The sequence below is a fragment of the Methylobacterium sp. CB376 genome, assembly GCF_029714205.1.
In the GTDB taxonomy this organism is placed as follows: Bacteria; Pseudomonadota; Alphaproteobacteria; order Rhizobiales; family Beijerinckiaceae; genus Methylobacterium.
This window is the reverse complement of record NZ_CP121648.1, coordinates 1973985-1994733: the sequence shown is the minus strand read 5'-3', so window position 1 is coordinate 1994733 and position 20749 is coordinate 1973985. Positions and strand designations below refer to the sequence as shown.

Sequence of the window (20749 nt, the reverse complement as noted above, 5' to 3'; positions counted from 1 at the left end):
CCGTCGCTGATGCGGCCTCACCATAGGTCACCTGCGGGCTTCGGCCAAGCGCCACTTCGGCCAAGCGCCACTTCGGCCAAGCGCCACTTCGGCCAAGCGCCACTTCGGCCAAGCGCCACTTCGGCCAAGCGCCACTTCGGCCAAGCGCCACTTCGGCCAAGCGCCACTTCGGCCAAGCGCCACTTCGGCCAAGCGCCACTTCGGCCATGCGCCACTTCGGCTGCGGCTTCGGCCAAGCGCGGACGCGGACGACCCTGCCGGCCGCCTCAGGAGGAGCCGGCGGCCGGGTCCGTCCTGCTTGCGGAGGCGAGCTCGGCCCGGTGCAGGCGGCTGAGCAGCACGAGCAGGTGCCCTGGCAGCGCGGTCTCCTCGCCGGTGAGCGGCGGGCGCGGGCGCTCGCGGCGCTCGGCCCGGCGGATCGTCCGGGGGGGAGGGGATGACACGGGGTCCTCGAAGCGACGAAGGGGATCACGAACTCGCACGCGCATCGCGATGTCCTTCCGGGCCCGGCTTCTGCGGCCGGCGCGGCAAGAACGCGGCGTTCCTGCCGCGGTTCCCGCCATTTGTGCCGGCGCGGCGTGACGGCGCGGTGACGCCGCGCACGCGACCGGCGGCCGGTGGCGGGGCGGCGCCCCGGGTGGTAGATCCCGCGCATGCTCGAAGGCCTCCCGCCCCACCGCCCGACCCACGTGCTGCGCCTCGACACCAGCGAGCGCGGCGCGCGCGCCATGACCGACCTCCTCGGGGAGGTCTTCGACCCGACCGAGACCGCGGTCGCGGCCTTCGAGGCGGAGGACGGCGTCACGTGGCGCCTCGAAGCCTATTTCTCGGAGGAGCCGGACGAGGAGGCGGTGCGCGAGCTGATCCGGCCGCTGGTCGGGGACGCGGCCGACCGGGCGGTCTTCGCGGCGATCGACCAGCAGGATTGGGTGCGGGCCTCCCTGGAGGGGCTCAAGCCCGTGCGGGCCGGCCGGGTGCTGGTGCACGGCGCGCACGACCGCGCGCGGGTGCACCCGAACGACGCGGCGATCGAGATCGAGGCGGCGCTCGCCTTCGGCACCGGCCATCACGGCACGACGTTGGGCTGCCTGCTCGCCCTGGTCGACCGGCTCCGGCACGGCCGGCCGCGCCGCATCCTCGATGTGGGCACCGGGACGGGCATCCTCGCCCTCGCGGCGGCGCGCCTGCTGCGCGCCCGCGTGGTGGCGGGCGACCTCGACCCGGAGGCGGTCGCGACGGCCCGCAGCAACGCGGCCCTGAACGGGCTCACGCCCTTCCTCACCCTCTACGAGGGGCCGGGCGTGCGCGACGCGAGGGCGAACCGGCCGCGCCGCTTCGACCTTGTCTTCGCCAACATCCTGGCGCGGCCGCTCACCCGCCTCGCCCCCTCCCTGACCCGGGTGGTGGCGCCCGGGGGCACCCTGGTCCTCTCGGGCCTGATCGCGCGCGACGTTCCGGGCGTGCTCGCGGCCTACGCGGCCCAGGGCTTCCGGCTGCGCCGCCGGCGGATGATCGAGGGCTGGGCCACCCTGGAATTGCGGCGCGGCGGCGCCGCGCCCCGGCCCCGCGCGGGCCGGCGCTGACCCGCGCGGCCGAGCAATCCCGCCGCAGCTGCCCGCCGCCCTCGGTTCATCCGCTGTCCGGCCGATCACGTCCGGACAGCGTCTGATTAGCCCGCGCGGCGCTTGAGCGAAGCCAAAATGCCAAGCCCGCGCGGCGCGTGAGCGACGCCGCCATCCGCATGGCGAAGCACTCCGTCGGATGTCGGATCACAAGCTCTTCTCGAAGAAGTGATCGGGATAGGGGTCGTCGTTGAACCGCCCGATCTCGACCCAGCCGGTCCCGCGGTAGAGCGCCAGCGCCTCCGGCAGCGCGCTGTGGGTGTCGAGGCGCAGGGTGCGGATCGAGAGGTCGCGGGCGGCCTCCTCGGCTGCCGCCATGAGGCGCCGGCCGAGGCCGAGGCCGCGGGCGGCCGGCGACACCCAGAGCCGCTTGATCTCCGCCAGCGCGCCCCCGCTCCCCTTCAGGCCGACGCAGCCGAGGGGCAGCCCGTCCGACAGCGCGACCAGGAAGGCGCCGCGCGGGCGGGTCATGTCCTGCGCGTCCGGATCGCGCGAGAGCGCCACGTCGAAGCCCCGCGCGAAGCGGCGGGCGAGTTCGGCGTAGTAGGCCTCCAGGCAGCGGCGCGCCGCCGCGCCGCGCGGGTCGGCCTCCTCGATGCGGATCCGGTCGCGGCCGAGGACCGAGGCGATGAGGTCCATGGCGGCGAGCAGCGGCTCCGGATCGGGCGCGCGCCCGAGGATGGCGGCGGCCTGCGCGTCGGAGAGCGCCTCGTAGGCCTCGAACTCGCGGCGGCCCGCCCGCGTCAGGGCGACGACCCGGCGGCGCGCATCGGCCGGGTGGGGCGAGGTGGAGACCAGCCCCTCCTCCTCCAGGCCGCGCAGCAGCCGGCTCATCAGGCCGGAATCGAGCCGCAGATCCTCCCGCAGGCCGCCGAGATCGGTCTGCCCGTGCCCGATCGCGTTGAGCACCCGGGCGGCGCCGAGGGGCCGGCCCCGCCCGAGGAACGAATCGTCGAGCGCCCCCACCTCGGCGGTCACCGCCCGGCTGAAGCGGCGCAAGCGGGCGATGGCGTCGGTCGTCATGATATCTGACTTTAGTCAGATATCCCGCGGCGTCAACGGTTGGCGGGGGACGGGCGCGATTCCCGGCGGATGCGCGATTGCCGATCGCACCGGTTTGCGCCAAGTCGCTTAGGCCGGAAGGAGGCCCGGGCCCAGCACCGCCCGGGCACCGGCACGGAGGAGGCGGGCATGCGGACGGACAGGTCCCCGGATGGAGGGCGCCCCGGCGCGGCGGCGCGCCGCGCCCGGGTCTCGCGACGCCCGGCCGCCCGGCCCGCATGAGCTACGAATTCGAGTTCGGCGAGGTCTTCGCCTCCTGGCCGGAGCTCGCCTGGGGCGCCCTCCACACCCTCGTCCTGTCGGGGCTCGCGATGGTGATCGGCATGGCGGTGGCGGTGCTCGGGGCACTCGGCCGCACCTCCGGGCCGGCCTGGCTGAGCGGGCTGATCGGCGCCTACATCGAGGTCATCCGCAACACGCCGTTCCTGATCCAGATCTTCGTGATCTTCTTCGGCCTGCCCTCGCTCGGCCTGCGGCTCGACCCGGACAGCGCCGCGCTCCTCGCCCTCGTGGTCAATGTCGGGGCCTACGGCATCGAGATCATCCGGGCCGGGATCGAGAGCATCGACCACGGCCAGATCGAGGCCGGCCGCACGCTCGGCCTGCGGCCGCTGCAGATCTTCCGCTACGTGGTGCTGAAGCCGGCCATCCAGGCGATCTACCCGTCGCTGACCAGCCAGTTCATCCTCCTGATGCTGAATTCGAGCGTCTGCTCGGCGATCGCCGCGAGCGAGCTGACCGCGGCGGCGGGCGACATCCAGTCCCGCAACTTCCGCAGCTTCGAGGTCTACCTCGTGGTGACGGGGATCTATTTCGCGCTCTCGGTGGTGCTGTGGGGCCTGTTCGCCGGGATCGAGCGGGCCTTCCTGCGCAAGCCGAGCGCGCGGTAGGAGGCGCCGATGCGGAGCCTGAGCCAAGGCGACATCCTGTTCATCCTGGCGGCCCTGCGCTGGACGCTGGCGCTCTCCCTGATCGCCTTCCTGGGCGGGGCGCTCGGCGGGGCGGCGGTGGCGCTCGCCCGCACGGGCGAGATCCGCGCGCTGCGCGCCCTCGCCTTCGCCTACATCAAGCTCTTCCAGGGCACGCCGCTCCTGATGCAGCTCTTCCTGGCCTTCTTCGTGCCGGGGATCTTCGGGCTCTCGATCGATCCCTGGGGCGCGGCGGCGCTCGGCCTGTCGCTGCACGCCAGCGCCTTCCTGGGCGAGATCTGGCGCGGCGCCATCGAGACGGTGCCGCGCGGCCAGTGGCAGGCCGCCACCGCGCTCGGCCTCGGCTACTGGAACCGGACCGCCCTGGTGATCGTGCCGCAGGCGGTCCGCATCGCGGTGGCCCCGACCATCGGCTTCCTGGTGCAGCTGATCAAGGCGACCTCGCTCGCCTCGATCATCGGCTTCGTGGAGATCACCCGCGCCGCCCAGGTCATCAACAACGCCACCTTCCGGCCCTTCACGCTCTTCGGCCTGGTGGCGCTCGTCTATTTCGTGATCTGCTGGCCCCTCTCGGCCTATAGCCGGCGGATCGAGCGGAAGCTCGCGGTGGCGAGCCGCTGAGGCGCGCCACCCCCACAGGAGGAAGCCCATGACCGCATCCCATCGGCCGAGCCGCCGCGCCGCCCTCGCGCTCGCCGCCGGCCTCGCCCTCGCGCTGGCGCCGGGGCTCCGCCCGGCGGAGGCGGCGACGCCCGACGAGATCAAGGCGCGCGGCAAGCTCGTGGTCGGGGTCCTCACCGACTACCCCCCCTTCGGCGGCACCGATGCCGACCAGAAGCCGGCGGGCTACGACGTCGACGTGGCGCGGCTCTTCGCCAAGTCGCTCGGGGTGGAGCTCGACCTCGTGCCGGTGACGGGGCCGAACCGCATCCCCTACCTCCTCACCAACAAGGTCGACATGCTGATCGCGACCTTCGGCATCACGGCCGAGCGGTCGAAGCAGGTGCTGTTCTCCAACCCCTACAGCACGCTCAGCACCTACGTGCTCGGGCCGAAATCGCTGGCGGTGTCGAAGCCGGAGGACCTCAAGGGCGTGACGATCGGGGTCGCCCGGGCCAGCACCCAGGACACCGCGGTCTCGGCCGTCGCCCCGCCCGGCACCCGCATCATGCGCTTCGACGACGACGCCACCACCACGCAGGCGATCATCTCCGGGCAGGTGCAGTCGATCGGCGCCAGCAACACCGTGCTGGCCCAGCTGACCAAGGATTACGCGAGCCTCGGCATCGAGCCGAAGTTCAACCTGCGCGAGCAGGCGAACGGCATGGCCTTCCGCAAGGCCGATACGGCCCTGCGCGACCGCGCTAACGCCTTCATCGCGGAGATCGCCGGCAACGGCGAATTGTCGGCGATCAACCAGCGCTGGTTCGGGCGCCCGCTCGGCACCCTGCCGCCGATGCCGCAATTCTGAGGCCGCCGCCGGCCTCCTCCCGGCGCGGGGTCCCGCTCGCCCGGGATCCCGCCCCTCCCTCGAAGTCCCGGCCCATGACGCAGAGCGATCCGACCGCCCCCCAGCCGCACGCCCTCGGCGAGGTCGTCATCACGATGCGCGGCGTCGACAAATGGTACGGCGCCGTGCAGGTGCTGCGCGGCATCGACCTGACGGTGCGCCGGGCCGAGCGGATCGTGATCTGCGGCCCCTCGGGCTCGGGCAAATCGACCCTGATCCGCTGCCTCAACCAGCTCGAAGCGCATCAGGCGGGCGAGATCACCGTGGACGGGGTGCGGCTCGGCCCGAACCTGCCGGGCCTCGACGTCGTGCGCCGCGAGATCGGCATGGTCTTCCAGCGCTTCAACCTGTTTCCCCACCTCACGGCCCTGGAGAATTGCACGCTCGCGCCCATGAAGGTGCGGGGCCTGGGGCGCGCCGAGGCCGAGGCCCTCGCCCGCACCTACCTGGCGCGGGTCCACATCCCCGATCAGGCGGACAAGTACCCGATCCATCTCTCGGGCGGGCAGCAGCAGCGGGTGGCGATCGCGCGCTCGCTCTGCATGAACCCGAAGATCATGCTGTTCGACGAGCCGACCTCCGCCCTCGACCCCGAGATGGTCAACGAGGTGCTGGACGTGATGGTCGAGCTCGCGGAGAGCGGCATGACCATGCTGGTGGTGACGCACGAGATGGGCTTCGCCCGCCGGGTCGCCGACCGGGTCGTGTTCATGGACCAGGGCGAGATCGTCGAGCAGGCCCCGCCGGAGGCGTTCTTCCTGCGCCCGCAGAACCCGCGCACGCAGCGCTTCCTGAGCCAGATCCTGCACCCGGCCGGGGGGACGGCGGCGCCCGCCTAAGCATCATTCGCCGCAATGGTCACCGGTTCGGCGGCAAAAGTGATGCGAGAAGGAGTCTGAGCAGAATTGCACCATGCACTTCTGCTCAGGGTCGAAATCCGATCAGCATGACGATGCGGGGGGCCGCTTGCGACCCTGGGCGGCCCGTCGCAGCCCGTGTCGGGACTGTCCGATCGCGAGGGTTTTCCAGGCGCTTGGTTTCGTGAACAATTTCCCGGGATCCGCCGTGCGGGGCTCTCACGCGAACGGCCAAGCTGTTGCCGGGGCGACCCGCGCCATTGCTTCTGACGAAGGTGTGAGCGCACTCTTGCGGAACGAACAGGTCGACAGAGACACCGCAGTGCCGGTTCCTCTCCCGAAGACACCCGCTGAAGTGCTCACTGTTCTCGCGCACTTCCACCGCGCCGAGATCAGCCGGATGGCTGGCTGGCGCGATCGGATCGACCGCACGACGAACTGGGCCATCACGGTGATCGCTGCCATGCTGTCGGTCTCCCTCTCGACACCCACGGCCCACCACGGCGTGCTCCTCTTCGCCATGCTGCTCGTGCTGCTCCTGCTCGGCATCGAAGCGCGTCGCTACCGCTTCTTCGACGTGTTTCGTCGGCGCGTGCGCCGGCTCGAACGCCACTTCTACGCCGAGGTCTTCGCATCCCGGCCTGATCCGCCGGACGACTGGGCCGAAGCGCTCAGCATGGACCTGCGCCATCCCGTCTTCCACCTCACGATGACCGAGGCCTTCAGGCGACGCCTCCGGCGCAATTACGGCTGGATGTTCCTCATCCTGCTCCTGGCCTGGCTGCTGAAGATCTCCTCGGCGCGGCTCCAGGAATCCGGCCGTGGCGAACTGATCGGATCCGCAGGAGAGATTGTTGCGAATGCCGGCATCGGCCCGCTGCCGGGCTGGCTGGTGCTCTGCGCCGTCACGGCTTTCTATGGGGGATTGTTGGCCGTCATTCTGCGGGCCGGCGGGCGGGAAGAGGGGGACGGATCCGTTCACGTGTGACGCCTCGACCCGGAGCGGCCCCTCCCGGTGTCCGTCTGGACTGCCGGTTCACGAGGATTGCCGAAGACTTGATGTCCTGACCCCGTTCCCATTGCCGTCATTCGGGCGATTGATCACGGAGGGCTGGAAGCCAGCCTCAGCAGCCACTCCCATGGTCAAGCTGATCGGGGTCTGACTAGTGCCGCAGGCCCGGCGCCTCCTGGCCGGTCTTCGCCACGTACTCGGTGTAGCCGCCCGGATATTGCTGCACCCCCTCGGGCGTCAGTTCCAGCACCCGGTTCGACAGGGCGGCCAGGAAGTGCCGGTCGTGCGAGACGAACAGCATCGTGCCCTCGTAGACGGACAGGGCCGCGATCAGCATCTCCTTGGTGGCGATGTCGAGGTGGTTGGTCGGCTCGTCGAGGACCAGGAAGTTCGGCGGGTCGAACAGCATCCGGGCCATCACCAGCCGGGCCTTCTCGCCGCCCGACAGCACCCGGCAGCGCTTCTCCACGTCGTCGCCCGAGAAGCCGAAGCAGCCGGCCAGCGCCCGCAGCGAGCCCTGGCCGGCCTGGGGGAAGGAATCTTCCAGGAACCGGAAGATGGTCTGCTCGCCGTCGAGCAGGTCCATGGCGTGCTGGGCGAAGTAGCCGAGCTTCACCCCGGCCCCGAGCGCCACCGTGCCGTCGTCGGGCGCCGTCGTCCCGGTGACGAGCTTGAGCAGCGTCGACTTGCCGGCCCCGTTGATCCCGAGCACGCACCAGCGCTCCCTGCGCCGCACGGCGAAGTCGAACCCCTCGTAGAGGGTGCGCCGCCCGTAGCGCTTGTGCACGTTCCTCAGGCTGGCGACGTCGTCGCCGGAGCGGGGGGCGGGGGCGAACTCGAACACCACGCTCTGGCGCCGCCGCGGCGGCTCCACCCGCTCGATCTTGTCGAGCTTCTTGACCCGGCTCTGCACCTGGGCGGCGTGCGAGGCGCGCGCCTTGAAGCGCTCGATGAACTTGATCTCCTTGGCGAGCATCGCCTGCTGGCGCTCGAACTGCGCCTGCTGCTGGGCCTCGTTCTGCGCCCGCTGCTGCTCGTAAAACTCGTAATCGCCCGTGTAGGTGGTGAGCGCGCCGCCGTCGATCTCGACGATCTTGCCGACGACCCGGTTCATGAAGGCGCGGTCGTGCGAGGTCAGCATCAGGGCGCCCTCGTAGGCCTTCAGGAAGGCTTCGAGCCAGATCAGGCTCTCCAGGTCGAGGTGGTTGCTCGGCTCGTCGAGCAGCATCACGTCGGGGTTCATCAGCAGGATGCGGGCGAGCGCGACGCGCATCTTCCAGCCGCCCGAGAGGGCGCCGACATCCCCGTCCATCATCTCCTGGCTGAAGCTCAGGCCCGCCAGCACCTCCTGCGCCCGGCCCTCCAGCGCGTAGCCGTCGAGCTCCTCGAACCGCGCCTGCACCTCGCCGTAGCGGGCCACGAGCGCGTCGAGTTCGTCCGCCCTGTCGGGATCGGCGAGGGCCGATTCCAGCTCCTTGAGCTCGGCCGCGACCGCGCTCACCGGTCCGGCGCCGGCCATCACCTCGGCGACGGTGCTGCGGCCGGCCATCTCGCCCACGTCCTGGCTGAAATACCCGATGGTGATGCCCCGATCGATCGAGACTTGACCCTCGTCGGGCTGCTCCTCGCCGGTCATCATCCGGAACAGGGTCGTCTTGCCGGCCCCGTTCGGCCCGACGAGGCCGACCTTCTCGCCGCGCTGGAGCGCGGCCGAGGCCTCGATGAAGAGGAGCTGGCGGCCGTTCTGCTTGCTGATCTTGTCGAGGCGAATCATGGACCTGGAGGGGGCGGGAGGCGCTGCGGCCCCTTACGCGATGGCGGGCGGGCCGGGAAGGGGCGCCCCCGCCTCGGCGAGCCAGTCGCGCAGGGCCCGCGAGACCGCCCCGGGCTGCTCGATCGGCGTCAGGTGGCCGCTCTCCGGCACGACCACGAGCCGCGCTCCCGGCGCCAGGGCCGCCATGGCGCGGTGGTCGGCGAGCGGGGTCACGGCGTCGGCCTCGCCGCAGAGGATCAGGAGGGGCTTGCGCCAGCCGCGCAGCAGCGCGGACCCGTCCCGGCGCTCGAGGCCGTTCTGGCGCCGGAAGATCTCGGGGCCGAGGCGCTCCGTCATGGCCCGGATCCGCCCGACGATCTCCGCGTCGCCGCGATGCGAGGGGTGCAGGTAGGTGGCGAGCAGCCGGTCGCCGAAGCCGTGGAAGCGGCCGGGCACCCGCGCGGCCCGGTCGAGCGCCCGGCGGCTCGCGGCCCGCTCGGGCCCGTCGGGCGCGATCGTCGTGTCGAGCAGGGCGAGCCGCGTCACCCGCGCGGCGGCGCGCCGCAGGATCTCCTGCGCCACGATGCCGCCCAGGGAGAAGCCCGCGAGCGCGAAGGCTTGCGGCGCCTCGGCCAGCACCTGATCGGCCACGGCCTCGATCGTGTCCCCGCGGGTGATGTCGCCGACCCGGATGCGGGCGATGTCGGAGAGGGCCTCGACCTGGTCGCGCCAGAGGTCGGCGTCGTTGAGCAGGCCCGGCAGGAGCACGAGGTCGATCATCCGGGTGCCATCCCACGGGCGCCCCGCCGCAGGCAAGCGGGCGAGGCCGCTTCCCCCGCGGCGCGCGCCGGCGCACAACAGGAGCGTGCGGCGACACGGGAGGAGACGCGCATGCCGGTCTGGATCGAGGCCGCCCTGAACGGGCCCTGGACGCGGGCCCGCCAGCCGCGGATGCCGCTCACCGTGGCGGAATGCGTGGCGGACGGCGTCGCCTGCGCGCGGGCGGGCGCCGCCATCATCCACGTCCACGCCTACGACCCGGCGACGGGGCGGCAGAACGACGATCCGGAGGTCTACGCCGCCATCATCGAGGGCATCCGCGCGGTCGAGGACGTGATCGTCTACCCGACCCTGCCCTTCATCCAGTCGGCGGAGGCCTTCCGCCCCGGGGCGCTGGAGGCGCGCTTCGCGGCCGTCGAGGCGCTCGGCCGGCGCGGGCTGCTCGAATGGGGCGTGGTCGATCCGGGCTCGACCCACCTCGCCACGGCCGAGGAGGCGGCGCGCGGGGAGCCGGGCTCGGTCTATCTCAATCCGGGCGAGCACGTGCTGCGGGGCCTCGCGCTCGCGGCGCGGTTCGGCGCCGTCCCGAGCTACGCGATCTACGAGCCGGGCTTCCTGCGCCTCGGCGCGATCCTGGCGCGGGCGGTGCCGGGCTGCCCGCCGCCCGTCTACCGCTTCATGTTCTCGGACCGCTTCACCTTCGGCTTCCCGCCCGCGGAGTACGCCCTCGACGCCTACCTGCGCCTCCTCGCCTCCGCGGCGCCGGGCAGCCCCTGGATGGTGGCGGGCCTCGGGGTCGACGTCAGGCCGCTGGCGGCCGAGGCGGTGGCGCGGGGCGGCCACGTCCGGGTCGGGCTGGAGGACGCGCCCTTCGGCACCGAGACCGGCAATCCGGCCCTGGTCGAGGAGATGGCCGGGCTGGTGGCCCGGGCGGGCGGGCGGCCCGCGACGGCCGCGGAGGTCCGGGGCGCGCGCGCGGGCCGCTGAGCCTCAGGGCTCCTCGCCGAAGAAGCGCAGGAGTTCGTCGCAGAGCCGCTCCGGCTGCTCCTCGGGGATCCAGTGGCCGCAGGCCGGGACGGTGCCGCCGCGGACGTCCTCGGCGACGCGCCGCAGGGACGCGATGCACTCGCTCCCGCGCCCGAAACCCTCCTCGCCGCCGAGCGCCAGCACCGGCATCCGCAGCTTGCCGGCGCGGGCGAGCATCTCCCGGTTGTCCTCCGCGTCGACCGGCAGGGCGCGGTAGAAGGCCAGCATCGCCCGGAAGGCGCCGAATTGGGTGTAGGTGCGCAGGTATTCCTGCTGGTCGGCCTCCGGGATGCTGGTCGGGCGTTGGCCGTAATGGTCGAACAGCCAGCGCAGCACGAGGTGCTCGCGCCCGGCGCAGAGCGCCTCCGGCAGGTCGAGGGTGCGGAAGAAGGCGTGGTGCCAGCGCCGCCCCCCTTGCGAGAAATCCGCCCCGTCGCCGGGGATGACCACGTCGAGGATGGCGAGCCGGCGCACCGCCTCCGGGTGCTGGGCCGCGAGCGAGAAGGCGACGGGCCCGCCCCAATCGTGCCCGACGAGGAAGAAGCGCTCGATGCCGAGATGGCCGCGCACGAGCTGCCAGAGGTCCCCCGCCAGGGTCTTCTTGTCGTAGCCGGTGGCGGGCCGCGAGGAATCGCCGAGGCCGCGCAGGTCCGGGGCGATCACCCGGTAGCGCCCGGCGAGGCGCGGGATGACGTGGCGCCACTCGTGGGAGGTCTGCGGGATGCCGTGCACGAGGACGACCGCGTCCCCCGCCCCGGCGTCGAGGTAGTGCAGGCTCACGCCGTCGAGGTCGGCGAAGCGGCGCGCGATGGCTGTCATGGTCGGGCTCCTCAGCATCCTCCCGCCGGCCGGGACCGGCCGGTGCCGAAGGGGTCACCGGCTCGGCGGCGAACCGAAGGTCCGCGTCGGCGAAAAACGATGCGACACCGCGAGACCGAGCAGAATGGCCCCATGCCATTCTGCTCGGTCGGGCGGCGGCGGGCGCTCAGGCGAGTTCCCCGCTCGTCTCCTCCAGGATCGCCCAGGCCTCCGGCCCGAACTTCGCCTTCCACTCCTTGTAGAAGCCGGACTTGGTCAGCGCCTCGCGGAAAGGCGCCGGGTCGACCTCGTTGAAGATCAGCCCCTTGGCGGCGAGGTCGGCCTTCAAACCCTCGTTCTGCCGCGCCACCTCCTCGCGCTCCGCCAGCGCCGCCGCGTTGACCACGCGCGCGAAGGTCTCCTGCAGGTCGGGGCTGAGCTGGGCCCAGGCCCGGCGGTTCATCAGGAACCACCAGCCGTCCCACATGTGGTTGGTGAGCGAGCAGTACTTCTGCACCTCGTACAGCTTCGCCGCCGAGATGATCGCCGGCGGGTTCTCCTGCCCGTCCACGATCCGGGTCTGCAGCGCGGAATACACCTCCGCGAAGTTGATGCCGGTCGGCGAGGCGCCGAGCGACTTGAACAGCGAGGTCCAGAGCGCGCTCACCGGCACCCGGATCTTGATGCCCTTGAGGTCGGCCGGGGTCACGATCGGCCGGACGCTGGTCGTCACCTGCCGGAAGCCGTTGTCCCAGATCGCGTCCATGACCACGAGGCCGGACTTGGCGATCTGGCCGCGCAGGTGCGCGCCGAGCCGGCCGTCGAGGGCGCGCCAGAGCGTCGGGTAATCCTTGAAGGCGAAGCCCACGCCGGAGATCGCCGCCGCCGGGATCAGCGTCGAGAGCACGTTGACGCCCGAGAGGGTGAAGCACTCGAGCGCGCCGGAGCGCAGCTGCGAGAACATGTCGGAATCGCCGCCGAGCTGGTTGTTGGGGAAGAGCTGCAGCTCGACCCGGCCGCCGGTGGCCTCCAGCAGCGCCGCCGCGGCCTTGCGGGCGTGGACGTTGAGCGGGTGCGCCTCCGGGACGTTGGTGCCGAGCTTGAACGTGAACTCGGCCGCGCGGGCGAAGCGCAGGGGCAGCGCCGCGCCGATCGCCGCCGTGGCGCAGAGGGCGGCGAAGCGCCGCCGCGACGGGTTCGTGGTCATGGGGTTCCTCCGTTCGTCGTTAGCGTCGGGGCCGCTCCGGCGGCGGGGGGCGCGGCGCGCTTGAACATCAGGCCCGCCGCCCGGAAGCCGCCGTCGACGTTGAGCGTGTGGCCCTGGACGTAGCGGGCCTCGTCCGAGCACAGGAAGACCGCGGCGTCGGCGATCTCCTCCGGCGTGCCGTAGCGGGTCATCGGGATCAGGTAGCCGTAGGCCGCCCGGGTCGCCGCGTCGTGGGCGAACCGCGCCATCTCGGTCTCGATCGCGCCGGGCGCGATGTTGTTGACGTTGATGCCGTGCTCGGAGAGTTCGACCGCCATCACCTTGGTGAGGAGTTCGAGCCCGGCCTTGGCCGCCCCGTAGGCCGCCCGGCCGTCGCCGCCGCGCTGGCCGGACAGCGAGGCGATGTTGACGATCTTGCCGCCGCCGCCGCGGACCATCTCCCGGGCGCAGGCCTGCGCCACCAGGAAGGCGCCCGTCAGGTTGATGCCGATGATGCGGTTCCAATCCTCCAGCCGCGTCTCCAGGAAGGGCGTGTTGCCCCCGACCCCGGCATTGTTGACCAGGATGTCGAGGCGCCCGTGCCGGGCGAGGATCGCCTCCACCATCGCGGCGATGGAGGCCGGATCGGCCACGTCGACCGCGACCGCCATGGCGCGCCCGCCCGCCTCGGCGAGGCCGGCCGCGGCGGCCTCGGCGCCCGCGCGGTTCACGTCGGCGATCACGAGGGCGGCGCCCTCCCGCGCGAAGGCCCGCGCCACCGCGAGCCCGATGCCCCGCGCGCCGCCCGTGACGAGCGCGACCTTGTCCGCCAGTCTCCCGGTCATCCCGTCCCTCCCCGTGTCGCGGCCGCTCCTGCCCTCGGCCGGGATCGTCCGCTGGTCTCTCGGCCGCGCGTCTCAGCGCGCGTCTCAGCCGCGCGTTTCAGCCGCGCGTTTCAGCCACCCTTGGCGGCCACGAAGAAATCGGGGCGGCCGACCTGGCCGCCCTTGAGGGCGAGTTCGAGCCCCGCCGGCGCGCCCTCGGGGCCCAGGGCCCGGCAGAGCGGCGCGCCGGGCGCGAGCGGCGCGATCGCCGCGAGCGCGTCGATGCCGAGTTGCGCGGCGGCCCGCCCGGACGTGTCGCCCCCGGCGATCACCCCGCGGCCGAGCCGCCCCTCGCGCAGGACCCGGTTCAGGATCGCCCCGAGCCCGGCGCCGAGGCGCGCGTCGACCGCCTCCTGGGCGGCGCCCGCCGCGCGCACGGCCTCGCGCAGGCGCGCCACCGCGGGATCGTCCGGGCCCTCGGCCGTGGTGACGAGCGGGTCGCTCCCCTCCCCGAGGGCCGCGAGGGCCGCCTCGGCCGCCCGCCCGACCTCGCGCGCGAAGGCCGCCGGATCGACGGCCCGGGCCGCGTCGAGGGGGATCACGCGGAAACCCTGCGCGCGGGCGAAGGCGATCTGCCCCTGGGTGACCGGCGAGACCGAGCCCGAGACGGCGGCGATCCGCGCGACCGCGCCCGGGCGCGGCGCGGGCGCCGCGGGCGGCAGCAGCCCGGCCCGCCGCCAATGGGCGACCAGGGCCGCCTCGAAGCCCTGCGAGCCGATGCCGAAGACCGGCCGGCCGCCCTCCTCCCAGATCAGGCGCCCGGCCGCGGCGAGCGTCTCGGGGTCGAGCACGTCGAGGGAGACGATGCGGGCGCCCGCCGCCCGCGCCCGGGCGAGGGCCGCGCCCCCTCCCCCGCTTCGTCGCCGCGAAGTCGACGAGGCCGACCGGCAGCGCGGTCTGGCGGGCGAGGTGGCGGCCGAGATCCGCCTCGTCCATGGGCGTGACCGGGTGGCGCGCCATGGTCGGGTGGCGGTCGAGGCGGTGCCCGTCCTCGCCCGCCATGGCGAAGAGGTTGCCGAAGCACTGGTAGCGGCCCATGCCGGGATCGGCCACGACCATCGGGATCCAGGCCGGGGCGAGGAGCCGCGCGCCGATCTCGGCCGCGCGGCCGATCGAGCCGACATGCGGGGCGGAATCGAAGGTGGAGCAGACCTTGTAGTGCAGGACCGGCGCGCCGAGCGAGGCCAGGAGCCGGAAGACCGGCGGCAGGTGCTCGTCCATCCAGGCCGGCGCCGCCGCCCGGGCCATGCCGGCGATGCCCACCGCCCGGGCGGAGGAGACGGCGGCGAGGCGCTCCGGGGCGGGCGGGGCCAGGAACAGCACCGTCTCCAGCCCCGCGAAGGCCAGAACCTCCATGGCGGCCGAGGAGCCGGTGAGGTCGTCGCCGTAGAAGGCGACGAGGGGCCCGTCCGGCAGGGGCGCGCTCACGCGGCGGCCCCGAGCGCGTCGCGCAGGGCCGGGCGCTCGCGCGCGTAGGCGTCGAGGGGGATGCCCGCCACCGCCGCCTCCCAGGCCTCGCGCAGGGCTTCGACGCCCGCCGCCGGCCCGCCCGGATGCGCCATGATGCCCCCGCCCGCCGTGACGATGAGGTCGGTCCCGCCGAGCGCCCGGTAGGTGCCGGGGGCCTGCCGCACCGACTGGCCGGAGGAGAAGACCGGCATGGCGAGGCAGGGCTTGTCGGGGAAGAGCGGCGTCAGGCAGGTGCGCGCCGAGGCGACGACGCTGTCGTCCGGCTCCGCGAACTTGTTGGCGAGGCCGTTGACGTGCATGTGGTCGGCGCCGGCGAGGCGCCAGATCTTCTGCCACGCCACGTAGGACCAGCCGAGCAGCGGGTGGCGCGAGAGGTAGCCCCAGCCGTTGCGGTGGGCGTGGATCGGCAGGGCGCTGAAGCGCCCGAGCTCGATCATGCCGACGAGGCCGACGGAGTTGAGGCTCGCCATCAGGCAGGTGGCGCCCTCCGCGACGAGCAGGTCGTGCCGGCGGCGCATCTGGTCGAGGTCGCCGGTGAGGTTGAAGGCCACCATCACGGCCCGGCCCGTGCGGTCCCGGTGGGCGCGCACCTCCCGCATCACGGCGCGCACCCGCGCGTCGAAGGGGCAGTGCGGCCCGTCGGCCTGCAATTCGTCGTCCTTGATGAAGTCGATCCCCCCCGCGCAGAGGCTGGCGACCAGGGCGGCGGTCTGCTGCGGGTCGAGGCCGACGCTCGGCTTGATGATGGTGCCGATGAGCGGCCGGCCCTCGATTCCGGCGAGGCGGCGGGTGCCGGCGACGCCGAAGCGCGGCCCCGGATAGGCCCGCGCGAAGGCCTCCGGAAGGCGGATGTCGAGGAGGCGCAGGCCCGTGACCGGCTTCAGCTCGAACAGGTTGCCGGCCACCGTGGCGAGGAGGTTCGGCAGCGAGGGGCCGAGATTGTCGAGGGGCCAGGACAGGGTGAGGCGGGCGCGCCGGGCCGCCGCCCCGGCCGGGATGCCGGCGGAGGGCAGAGCGGGCGCGGCGACGGCCTCGTCGAGGAGGTCGAGGCGCTCGATCCGGGCGGCGGCGCGCGCCTTCAGCTCGGGCGTCTCGCCCGGGACGGGCACGAAGGTGCCGCTCGACTGCTCGCCCGCGATGATCTCGGCGGCCCGGCGCGGGTCGACGACGCTCTCCAGCAGGTAATCGGCCTCGATCCGGGCCGGCGGGGCGGGGACGGGCTGCACGGCGCTCATCCGGCCCGGCAGGAGAGGCCGCCATCGACCGGCAGGCTGACGCCCGTGATGTAGGCCGCGTCGTCGGAGGCGAGGAACAGGGCGGCCTTGGCCACGTCCCAGGCCGTGCCCATGCGGCCCATCGGGCAGGCGGCGTCGCGCGCCCGCACCATCTCCTCGGCGTCCCGGTACTGGCCGGAGATCTGCTGGAAGATCAGCGGCGTGTTCATCAGGCCGGGCATGATCGCGTTCGCCCGGATGCCGTCCCGCGCGTATTGCAGGGCGAGCCCCATGGTGAAGTTGTTCACGGCCGCCTTGGCGGCGTAGTAGGCGGCGTAGGGGTAGCCGGTGTAGCGGATCGCCGCGATCGACGAGACGTTGACGATGGCGCCCGCGCGCCGGGCCAGCATGTGCGGCAGCACGTGCTTGCAGGTGAGGAAGCAGCCGGTGACGTTGAGGTCGAGGGCGCGCTGCCAGTCCGCCTCGTCGAGCTCGACCGGCCCGCCCATGGTGGCGTGGCCGACATTGTTGTGCAGCACGTCGATGCGGCCGTGGCGGGCGGCCACCTCGTCCACCACGGCCTTCACGGCGGCGGAATCGGTGACGTCGCAGGCGGCGGGGCGCGCCCGCCCGCCCTCGCCGGCGATGATCCCGGCCGTCTCCTCGGCGGCTGCCCGGTTGATGTCGACGCAGATCACCTCGGCCCCGTTGCGGGCGAAGAGGGCGGCCGCGGCCTTGCCGTTGCCCCAGCCCGGGCCGGCCGAGCCGGCCCCGAAGACGATCGCGACTTTGTCCTGCAGACGCATGTGCCCAGTCCGAGTGCGGGGGATGGGGAGGTGGCGCGGGCCGGCCCGGGGACGCGCCTCACCCGAGCTTGCCGGTCGTCGCCTCGAGCAGCGACCACGCCTCGTCGCCGTAGCGCTTCTGCCATTCCTGGTAGAAGCCGGAGGAGACCAGCCGCTGCCGGAAATCGGCGTTGGCGACGGTGTGGAATTGCAGCCCCAGGCTCTGCAGCCTGTCCTGCAGGGTCGCGTTCATGTGCTCGACCTCGCGGCGCTGCACCAGGGCCTCCTGGTTGATGGCGCGCTCCAGCATCTCGCGCAGGTCGGGCGGCAGCCGCTCCCAGGCGCGGCGGTTGGCCAGGACCCAGAACCCGTCCCACATGTGGTTGGTGAGCGAGCAGGATCGCTGCACCTCGTACATCTTGTCGACGAGGAGCCCGATCAGCGGCTGCTCCAGCCCGTCCGCGATCCGCGTCTGCATCGCCGAGTAGGTCTCGGCCCAGGGGATCGAGACCGGGGCGGCCCCGAAGGCCTTGAACATCGAGGTCCAGAGCGGCGAGGGCGGCACCCGGATCTTGAAGCCGTTGAAGTCGTCGGGGGTGCGGATCGGCCGGGTCGAGGAGGTGGTCTGCCGGAAGCCGTGATTGTAGGACTTTTCAAGGCAGACGAGGTTGGCCTTGGCGAAGGCGCCCCGGATGTGCTGGCCGAGGGGGCCGTCCAGGGCTTCCCAGACCTTGTCGTAGCTCGGGAAGGCGAAGCCGATCCCGCTGATCGAGGCGACCGGCACCAGGGTCGACATCAGCACCCCGGTCTGGGCGAAGAGTTCGAGGGCGCCCGAGCGCAGCTGGCTCAGCATGTCGGCGTCGGAGCCGAGCTGGTTCTTGGGGAAGAGCTCGATCCGCACCCGCCCGTCGGATTCCTGCGCGACCCGGTCGCGCACCCGGCCCATGGCGAGGTTGAGCGGGTGATCGCCCGAGACGATGTTGCCGAATTTCAGCCGGAACTCGGGCTCGGCCGCCCAGGCGACGTGCGGCGCGGCGAGCGCCGTCGCCCCGGTGAGCAGGAGGGTGCGGCGGGTCAGGCGGGACATGGGTCTCACCTCCGGGTCGGGGGCGGGGCGGGACGCGGCCGGGGCGGCGCGGATCCCGCCCGGCGGCCGCGCCGCCTGGCTCGCGCGGGGCCGCGGGGCGGCGCTGCCGCGGCTGCGCCGCGTCCCGCCGCCCTCGCCCGTTTCCACCCTGATCGTGTTCTCAGAGGGAAGGTGGCACGCGGGAGCGCGCGCGGCCACTCGACTTCGGCGCCGCGATCCGTGAAGAAATCTCACAGCAGCCGCGGCCGCCCGCGGCGCCGGGCCACCCGGAGGGGCCGATGCCGCTGTCCCGTCTTCCGCTCAACGCGCTGCGGGCCTTCGACGTGACGGCGCGGCTCGGCAGCATGAGCGCGGCGGCGGGGGAGCTCGGGGTCACGCACGGGGCGGTGAGCCGCCACATCAAGGCGCTGGAGGCGCAGCTCGGCCTGCCGCTGCTGGAGCGGCTGCCGCGGGCGGTGGCCCTGACGCAAGAGGGCGCGCAGCTTGCGGCGAGCCTCGCGGACGCCTTCGACCAGATTCAGCTCGCCGTCTCGCGCGTGCAGCCCGGGCCGCTGACCCTGTCGTGCTCGGCGACCATCATGATGTACTGGCTGATCCCGCGGCTGGAGACCTTCAAGCAGGCCCATCCGGCGGTGGAGCTGCGCCTCAACATCAGCTACGGCGAGGTCGACTTCGTCCGCGACGGGATCAGCGTGGCGATCCGCACCAGCATGTACCGCCCGCCGGCGACCGCGCGGGCGCGGCCGCTGATCGCGGAGGAGATCGGCCCGGTCTGCCACCCGGATTACGCGGCGCGGCTCGGGCTCGCGGGGCCCGACGACCTGGCGCGGGCGCGGATCCTGGCGACGGCGACGCGGCCGCAGGCCTGGGCCGAGTGGGGGCGGGCGATCGGCCGGCCGGATCTCGGCATCGTGCCGCAGGAGAGCTACGGCCACTTCTACCTGGTGATTCAGGCGGCGGCCTGCGGCCTGGGCCTGGCGCTGGCGCCCCGCCTCCTGGTCGAGAGCGAGATCCGGGCCGGCCACCTCGCGGCGCCCTTCGGCTTCACGCCCGGCCCCCATCGGCTGGAGCTGTGGATCGCCGAGCACCTGCAGGCGCGGGCGGACCTGCGCTGCCTCGTCGCCTGGATCGCGCGGGCGATGGGGCCGGACGGGGATCGCCCGGGCTGAGGGCGGAGGCTGCGGCGGGGCGACGGTGATGCGCGCCCCGGATGATCCCCCTCCCGCAGCGTGTCCATTGGCGCCCCCGCCAGGGGGGCAATGGGCGTGCGCCCGGTAACGCGGGGCGCGCCCGTTGTTTCAATCCGCGCCCCCGCGAGGGGGCGATGCGTGTCGCCGGGCAGCGACCAGGCGCCGACGGCGTTTCAATCCACGCCCCCGCGAGGGGGCGATCACCGCACCTCGATGATCGCGGGCACGGTCGCCTTGTTTCAATCCGCGCCCCCGCGAGGGGGCGATGTCGACATTGTTGAGTGCCCAACCGTTGTTCATATGTTTCAATCCGCGCCCCCGCGAGGGGGCGATGGATGGCCTCGGCGCAGAGAGGGTAGCAGCAGGCGTTTCAATCCGCGCCCCCGCGAGGGGGCGATTCGACAGGTCGGGGTGGTTGGGGGCAAAAACCCGGATTCAATCCGCGCCCCCGCGAGGGGGCGATGGCGCCACTCTAACCAACGGCCGGATCAGCGCAATTCCGGCCGTCCGCGCGAACCGGCCGGACAGCGGCGTGCGGCGGCCCGCGGGGTGGAGGGCACGATCCTGATTGGCTTGGTTGGTCAGCGCGTTACGTCCTGCGCGAACCGTCCGGGAGACGCCTGGGCGCTTGCGGTTCGCGCGCCTCAGAAGACGAGCGGCCCGTCGAGATCCAGGATGGGCTTGGCGCCGACATGCGCGATGCGCCGTCGCCCCTCGGCACCGAGGCGGTCGAAGCGCAGGGAATCGCGCTGCGGGTCGATCAGTCCGACGAGGCGGTCGCGCAGGGCCGTCCACTGGGCCGGGTCGACCTCGCACGCGAAGACCGAGTTCTGCACACGCTGCCCCACGTCGAGACAGGCACGGGCCACGCGGCGCAGCCGGGTGCGCCCGGCCGGCGTCTGGGTGTTCACGTCGTCGGTGACGAGCATCAGCACGCGTCATTCCCCCTTCGGCCCGCGCCCGGGCTCATCGCCAGACGAAGGCCGGGTAGCCGTCGAGGTCGCCGCGCAGATGCCGGGCGAGAAGCTGGGCCTGCACATGGGGCTGCATCTGGGCCACGAGGCCGAGCGGCATCGTCTCGTCGAGGAAGGGATGGCGCAGGTCCTCGCGCTTGCGCTCCTGCCACGCTCCCAGGACGGTCCGCCGCGCATCGTCGGTGAGGCGCACCCCGCCGGCCTCCTCGATGCGGAAATCCTCCGCCCCGAGCTGGCGGCGATTGACGAGGCTGAGGGCCAGTCGGTCGGCGAGGACCGGCCGCAGCTCCTCCATCAGATCGAGGGCGAGGCTCGCGCGACCAGGGCGGTCGGCATGCAGGAACCCGACCTGCGGGTCGAGCCCGTGCGCGTCGAGCGCGGAACGGCAATCGTGCCCGAGCAGCGCATAGAGGAAGGACAAGAGGGCGTTCATCCGATCGAGCGGCGGCCGGCGCGAGCGGCCGGAGACGCGAAAAGCCGGGTCGTCCCGCCTCACCAGCGTGTCGAACACACCGACATAGACCTGCGCGGCCTCCCCTTCGAGGCCGCACAAGGTCTCGACGCCGACCGCCCCCTCACGCGATCAGCCGTGCCCGAGGCCAAACTGCCT

The 20749-nt window shown here is 73.0% G+C and carries 20 protein-coding genes, 1 pseudogene and 1 CRISPR repeat array; of the genes and pseudogenes, 8 read left to right on the top strand and 13 right to left on the bottom strand.

Annotated features, from left to right (window positions below):
• Positions 1-266 precede the first annotated feature (266 nt).
• Complete coding sequence (locus QA634_RS08830) at positions 267-443, bottom strand: hypothetical protein (protein ID WP_018261993.1); 177 nt, start codon at positions 441-443, stop codon at positions 267-269.
• 210 nt (positions 444-653) lie between these two features.
• On the opposite strand from QA634_RS08830, the gene QA634_RS08825 reads away from it, so the two are divergent.
• Positions 654-1583, top strand: coding sequence for a 50S ribosomal protein L11 methyltransferase (locus QA634_RS08825; RefSeq protein ID WP_012331647.1), 930 nt, complete (start codon positions 654-656; stop codon positions 1581-1583).
• A gap of 186 nt (positions 1584-1769) precedes the next feature.
• Here QA634_RS08825 and QA634_RS08820 read toward each other — a convergent pair whose 3' ends face one another.
• A complete protein-coding gene (locus tag QA634_RS08820) occupies positions 1770-2645 on the bottom strand; it encodes a bifunctional helix-turn-helix transcriptional regulator/GNAT family N-acetyltransferase (protein ID WP_012331646.1) in 876 nt (291 codons plus the stop codon).
• A 257-nt stretch (positions 2646-2902) separates the two neighbouring features.
• Here QA634_RS08820 and QA634_RS08815 point away from each other — a divergent pair, with 257 nt between their 5' ends.
• The 5 genes from QA634_RS08815 (at position 2903) to QA634_RS08795 (ending at position 6968) form a co-directional block, all read left to right on the top strand.
• Positions 2903-3574, top strand: coding sequence for an amino acid ABC transporter permease (locus tag QA634_RS08815; protein WP_012331645.1), 672 nt, complete (start codon positions 2903-2905; stop codon positions 3572-3574).
• A 9-nt stretch (positions 3575-3583) separates the two neighbouring features.
• Positions 3584-4234: an amino acid ABC transporter permease gene (locus QA634_RS08810; RefSeq protein ID WP_012331644.1), complete on the top strand. Its 651-nt coding sequence runs from the start codon at positions 3584-3586 to the stop codon at positions 4232-4234.
• A gap of 28 nt (positions 4235-4262) precedes the next feature.
• Positions 4263-5084, top strand: a complete 822-nt coding sequence (locus QA634_RS08805; protein WP_012331643.1) for a transporter substrate-binding domain-containing protein — start codon at positions 4263-4265, stop codon at positions 5082-5084.
• Between the two features lie 74 nt (positions 5085-5158).
• Positions 5159-5962, top strand: coding sequence for an amino acid ABC transporter ATP-binding protein (locus tag QA634_RS08800; protein WP_012331642.1), 804 nt, complete (start codon positions 5159-5161; stop codon positions 5960-5962).
• Positions 5963-6380: 418 nt separating this feature from the next.
• Complete coding sequence (locus QA634_RS08795; protein ID WP_018261997.1) at positions 6381-6968, top strand: DUF2270 domain-containing protein; 588 nt, start codon at positions 6381-6383, stop codon at positions 6966-6968.
• Positions 6969-7143: 175 nt separating this feature from the next.
• Here QA634_RS08795 and QA634_RS08790 read toward each other — a convergent pair whose 3' ends face one another.
• Both QA634_RS08790 and QA634_RS08785 read right to left on the bottom strand, forming a co-directional pair.
• Complete coding sequence (locus tag QA634_RS08790) at positions 7144-8766, bottom strand: ABC-F family ATP-binding cassette domain-containing protein (protein ID WP_012331640.1); 1623 nt, start codon at positions 8764-8766, stop codon at positions 7144-7146.
• 33 nt (positions 8767-8799) lie between these two features.
• Complete coding sequence (locus tag QA634_RS08785; protein WP_012331639.1) at positions 8800-9525, bottom strand: alpha/beta fold hydrolase; 726 nt, start codon at positions 9523-9525, stop codon at positions 8800-8802.
• Positions 9526-9636: 111 nt separating this feature from the next.
• Between QA634_RS08785 and QA634_RS08780 the strand changes: the two genes are divergently transcribed.
• A complete protein-coding gene (locus QA634_RS08780; protein ID WP_012331638.1) occupies positions 9637-10512 on the top strand; it encodes a 3-keto-5-aminohexanoate cleavage protein in 876 nt (291 codons plus the stop codon).
• Between the two features lie 3 nt (positions 10513-10515).
• On the opposite strand, the gene QA634_RS08775 is transcribed toward QA634_RS08780, so the two are convergent.
• The 7 genes and pseudogenes from QA634_RS08775 to QA634_RS08745 all read right to left on the bottom strand — a co-directional run bounded on the left by QA634_RS08775 (position 10516) and on the right by QA634_RS08745 (position 17975).
• Complete coding sequence (locus QA634_RS08775) at positions 10516-11370, bottom strand: alpha/beta fold hydrolase (protein ID WP_043700987.1); 855 nt, start codon at positions 11368-11370, stop codon at positions 10516-10518.
• Positions 11371-11536: 166 nt separating this feature from the next.
• Positions 11537-12556 carry a TRAP transporter substrate-binding protein gene (locus tag QA634_RS08770; RefSeq protein WP_012331636.1) on the bottom strand — a complete coding sequence of 340 codons (1020 nt, stop codon included), beginning with the start codon at positions 12554-12556 and terminating at the stop codon, positions 11537-11539.
• A complete protein-coding gene (locus tag QA634_RS08765) occupies positions 12553-13380 on the bottom strand; it encodes an SDR family NAD(P)-dependent oxidoreductase (protein WP_012331635.1) in 828 nt (275 codons plus the stop codon). The genes QA634_RS08770 and QA634_RS08765 overlap by 4 nt, the downstream gene beginning before the upstream one ends.
• Positions 13381-13490: 110 nt before the next feature.
• Positions 13491-14847, bottom strand: a pseudogene (locus QA634_RS08760) (four-carbon acid sugar kinase family protein).
• Positions 14844-16124, bottom strand: coding sequence for a ribulose-bisphosphate carboxylase large subunit family protein (locus QA634_RS08755; RefSeq protein WP_018262003.1), 1281 nt, complete (start codon positions 16122-16124; stop codon positions 14844-14846). Before QA634_RS08755 ends, QA634_RS08760 begins: the two are co-directional and overlap by 4 nt.
• Positions 16121-16909 carry an SDR family NAD(P)-dependent oxidoreductase gene (locus QA634_RS08750; protein WP_012331632.1) on the bottom strand — a complete coding sequence of 263 codons (789 nt, stop codon included), beginning with the start codon at positions 16907-16909 and terminating at the stop codon, positions 16121-16123. Before QA634_RS08750 ends, QA634_RS08755 begins: the two co-directional genes overlap by 4 nt.
• Positions 16910-16967: 58 nt before the next feature.
• Positions 16968-17975 (bottom strand): TRAP transporter substrate-binding protein, encoded by a 1008-nt coding sequence (locus tag QA634_RS08745; protein ID WP_012331631.1) that lies wholly within the window; start codon positions 17973-17975, stop codon positions 16968-16970.
• A 278-nt stretch (positions 17976-18253) separates the two neighbouring features.
• Here QA634_RS08745 and QA634_RS08740 point away from each other — a divergent pair, with 278 nt between their 5' ends.
• On the top strand, positions 18254-19144 hold the full coding sequence (locus QA634_RS08740) for a LysR substrate-binding domain-containing protein (RefSeq protein WP_012331630.1): 891 nt from the start codon (positions 18254-18256) through the stop codon (positions 19142-19144).
• A gap of 126 nt (positions 19145-19270) precedes the next feature.
• Positions 19271-19628: direct repeats of the CRISPR family, unit length 31 nt; unit sequence GTTTCAATCCGCGCCCCCGCGAGGGGGCGAT.
• Between the two features lie 181 nt (positions 19629-19809).
• Here QA634_RS08740 and cas2 read toward each other — a convergent pair.
• Together cas2 and cas1 are read right to left on the bottom strand one after the other, a co-directional pair.
• Positions 19810-20100 (bottom strand): CRISPR-associated endonuclease Cas2, encoded by a 291-nt coding sequence (gene cas2 / locus QA634_RS08735; protein ID WP_012331629.1) that lies wholly within the window; start codon positions 20098-20100, stop codon positions 19810-19812.
• 31 nt (positions 20101-20131) lie between these two features.
• A complete protein-coding gene (gene cas1, locus QA634_RS08730; protein ID WP_083784650.1) occupies positions 20132-20692 on the bottom strand; it encodes a CRISPR-associated endonuclease Cas1 in 561 nt (186 codons plus the stop codon).
• Positions 20693-20749: the final 57 nt, after the last annotated feature.

Excerpts from the sequence above, each read along its gene's own strand:
- QA634_RS08775 (WP_043700987.1), bottom strand. The coding sequence starts at position 11,370 with ATGACAGCCATCGCGCGCCGCTTCGCCGACCTCGACGGCGTGAGCCTG.
- QA634_RS08795 (WP_018261997.1), top strand. The coding sequence starts at position 6,381 with ATGGCTGGCTGGCGCGATCGGATCGACCGCACGACGAACTGGGCCATC.
- QA634_RS08755 (WP_018262003.1), bottom strand. The coding sequence starts at position 16,124 with ATGAGCGCCGTGCAGCCCGTCCCCGCCCCGCCGGCCCGGATCGAGGCC.
- QA634_RS08800 (WP_012331642.1), top strand. The coding sequence starts at position 5,159 with ATGACGCAGAGCGATCCGACCGCCCCCCAGCCGCACGCCCTCGGCGAG.
- QA634_RS08765 (WP_012331635.1), bottom strand. The coding sequence starts at position 13,380 with ATGACCGGGAGACTGGCGGACAAGGTCGCGCTCGTCACGGGCGGCGCG.
- QA634_RS08815 (WP_012331645.1), top strand. The coding sequence starts at position 2,903 with ATGAGCTACGAATTCGAGTTCGGCGAGGTCTTCGCCTCCTGGCCGGAG.
- QA634_RS08750 (WP_012331632.1), bottom strand. The coding sequence starts at position 16,909 with ATGCGTCTGCAGGACAAAGTCGCGATCGTCTTCGGGGCCGGCTCGGCC.
- QA634_RS08810 (WP_012331644.1), top strand. The coding sequence starts at position 3,584 with ATGCGGAGCCTGAGCCAAGGCGACATCCTGTTCATCCTGGCGGCCCTG.
- QA634_RS08805 (WP_012331643.1), top strand. The coding sequence starts at position 4,263 with ATGACCGCATCCCATCGGCCGAGCCGCCGCGCCGCCCTCGCGCTCGCC.
- QA634_RS08745 (WP_012331631.1), bottom strand. The coding sequence starts at position 17,975 with ATGTCCCGCCTGACCCGCCGCACCCTCCTGCTCACCGGGGCGACGGCG.
- QA634_RS08770 (WP_012331636.1), bottom strand. The coding sequence starts at position 12,556 with ATGACCACGAACCCGTCGCGGCGGCGCTTCGCCGCCCTCTGCGCCACG.
- QA634_RS08740 (WP_012331630.1), top strand. The coding sequence starts at position 18,254 with ATGCCGCTGTCCCGTCTTCCGCTCAACGCGCTGCGGGCCTTCGACGTG.
- QA634_RS08825 (WP_012331647.1), top strand. The coding sequence starts at position 654 with ATGCTCGAAGGCCTCCCGCCCCACCGCCCGACCCACGTGCTGCGCCTC.
- QA634_RS08820 (WP_012331646.1), bottom strand. The coding sequence starts at position 2,645 with ATGACGACCGACGCCATCGCCCGCTTGCGCCGCTTCAGCCGGGCGGTG.
- QA634_RS08790 (WP_012331640.1), bottom strand. The coding sequence starts at position 8,766 with ATGATTCGCCTCGACAAGATCAGCAAGCAGAACGGCCGCCAGCTCCTC.
- QA634_RS08785 (WP_012331639.1), bottom strand. The coding sequence starts at position 9,525 with ATGATCGACCTCGTGCTCCTGCCGGGCCTGCTCAACGACGCCGACCTC.
- QA634_RS08780 (WP_012331638.1), top strand. The coding sequence starts at position 9,637 with ATGCCGGTCTGGATCGAGGCCGCCCTGAACGGGCCCTGGACGCGGGCC.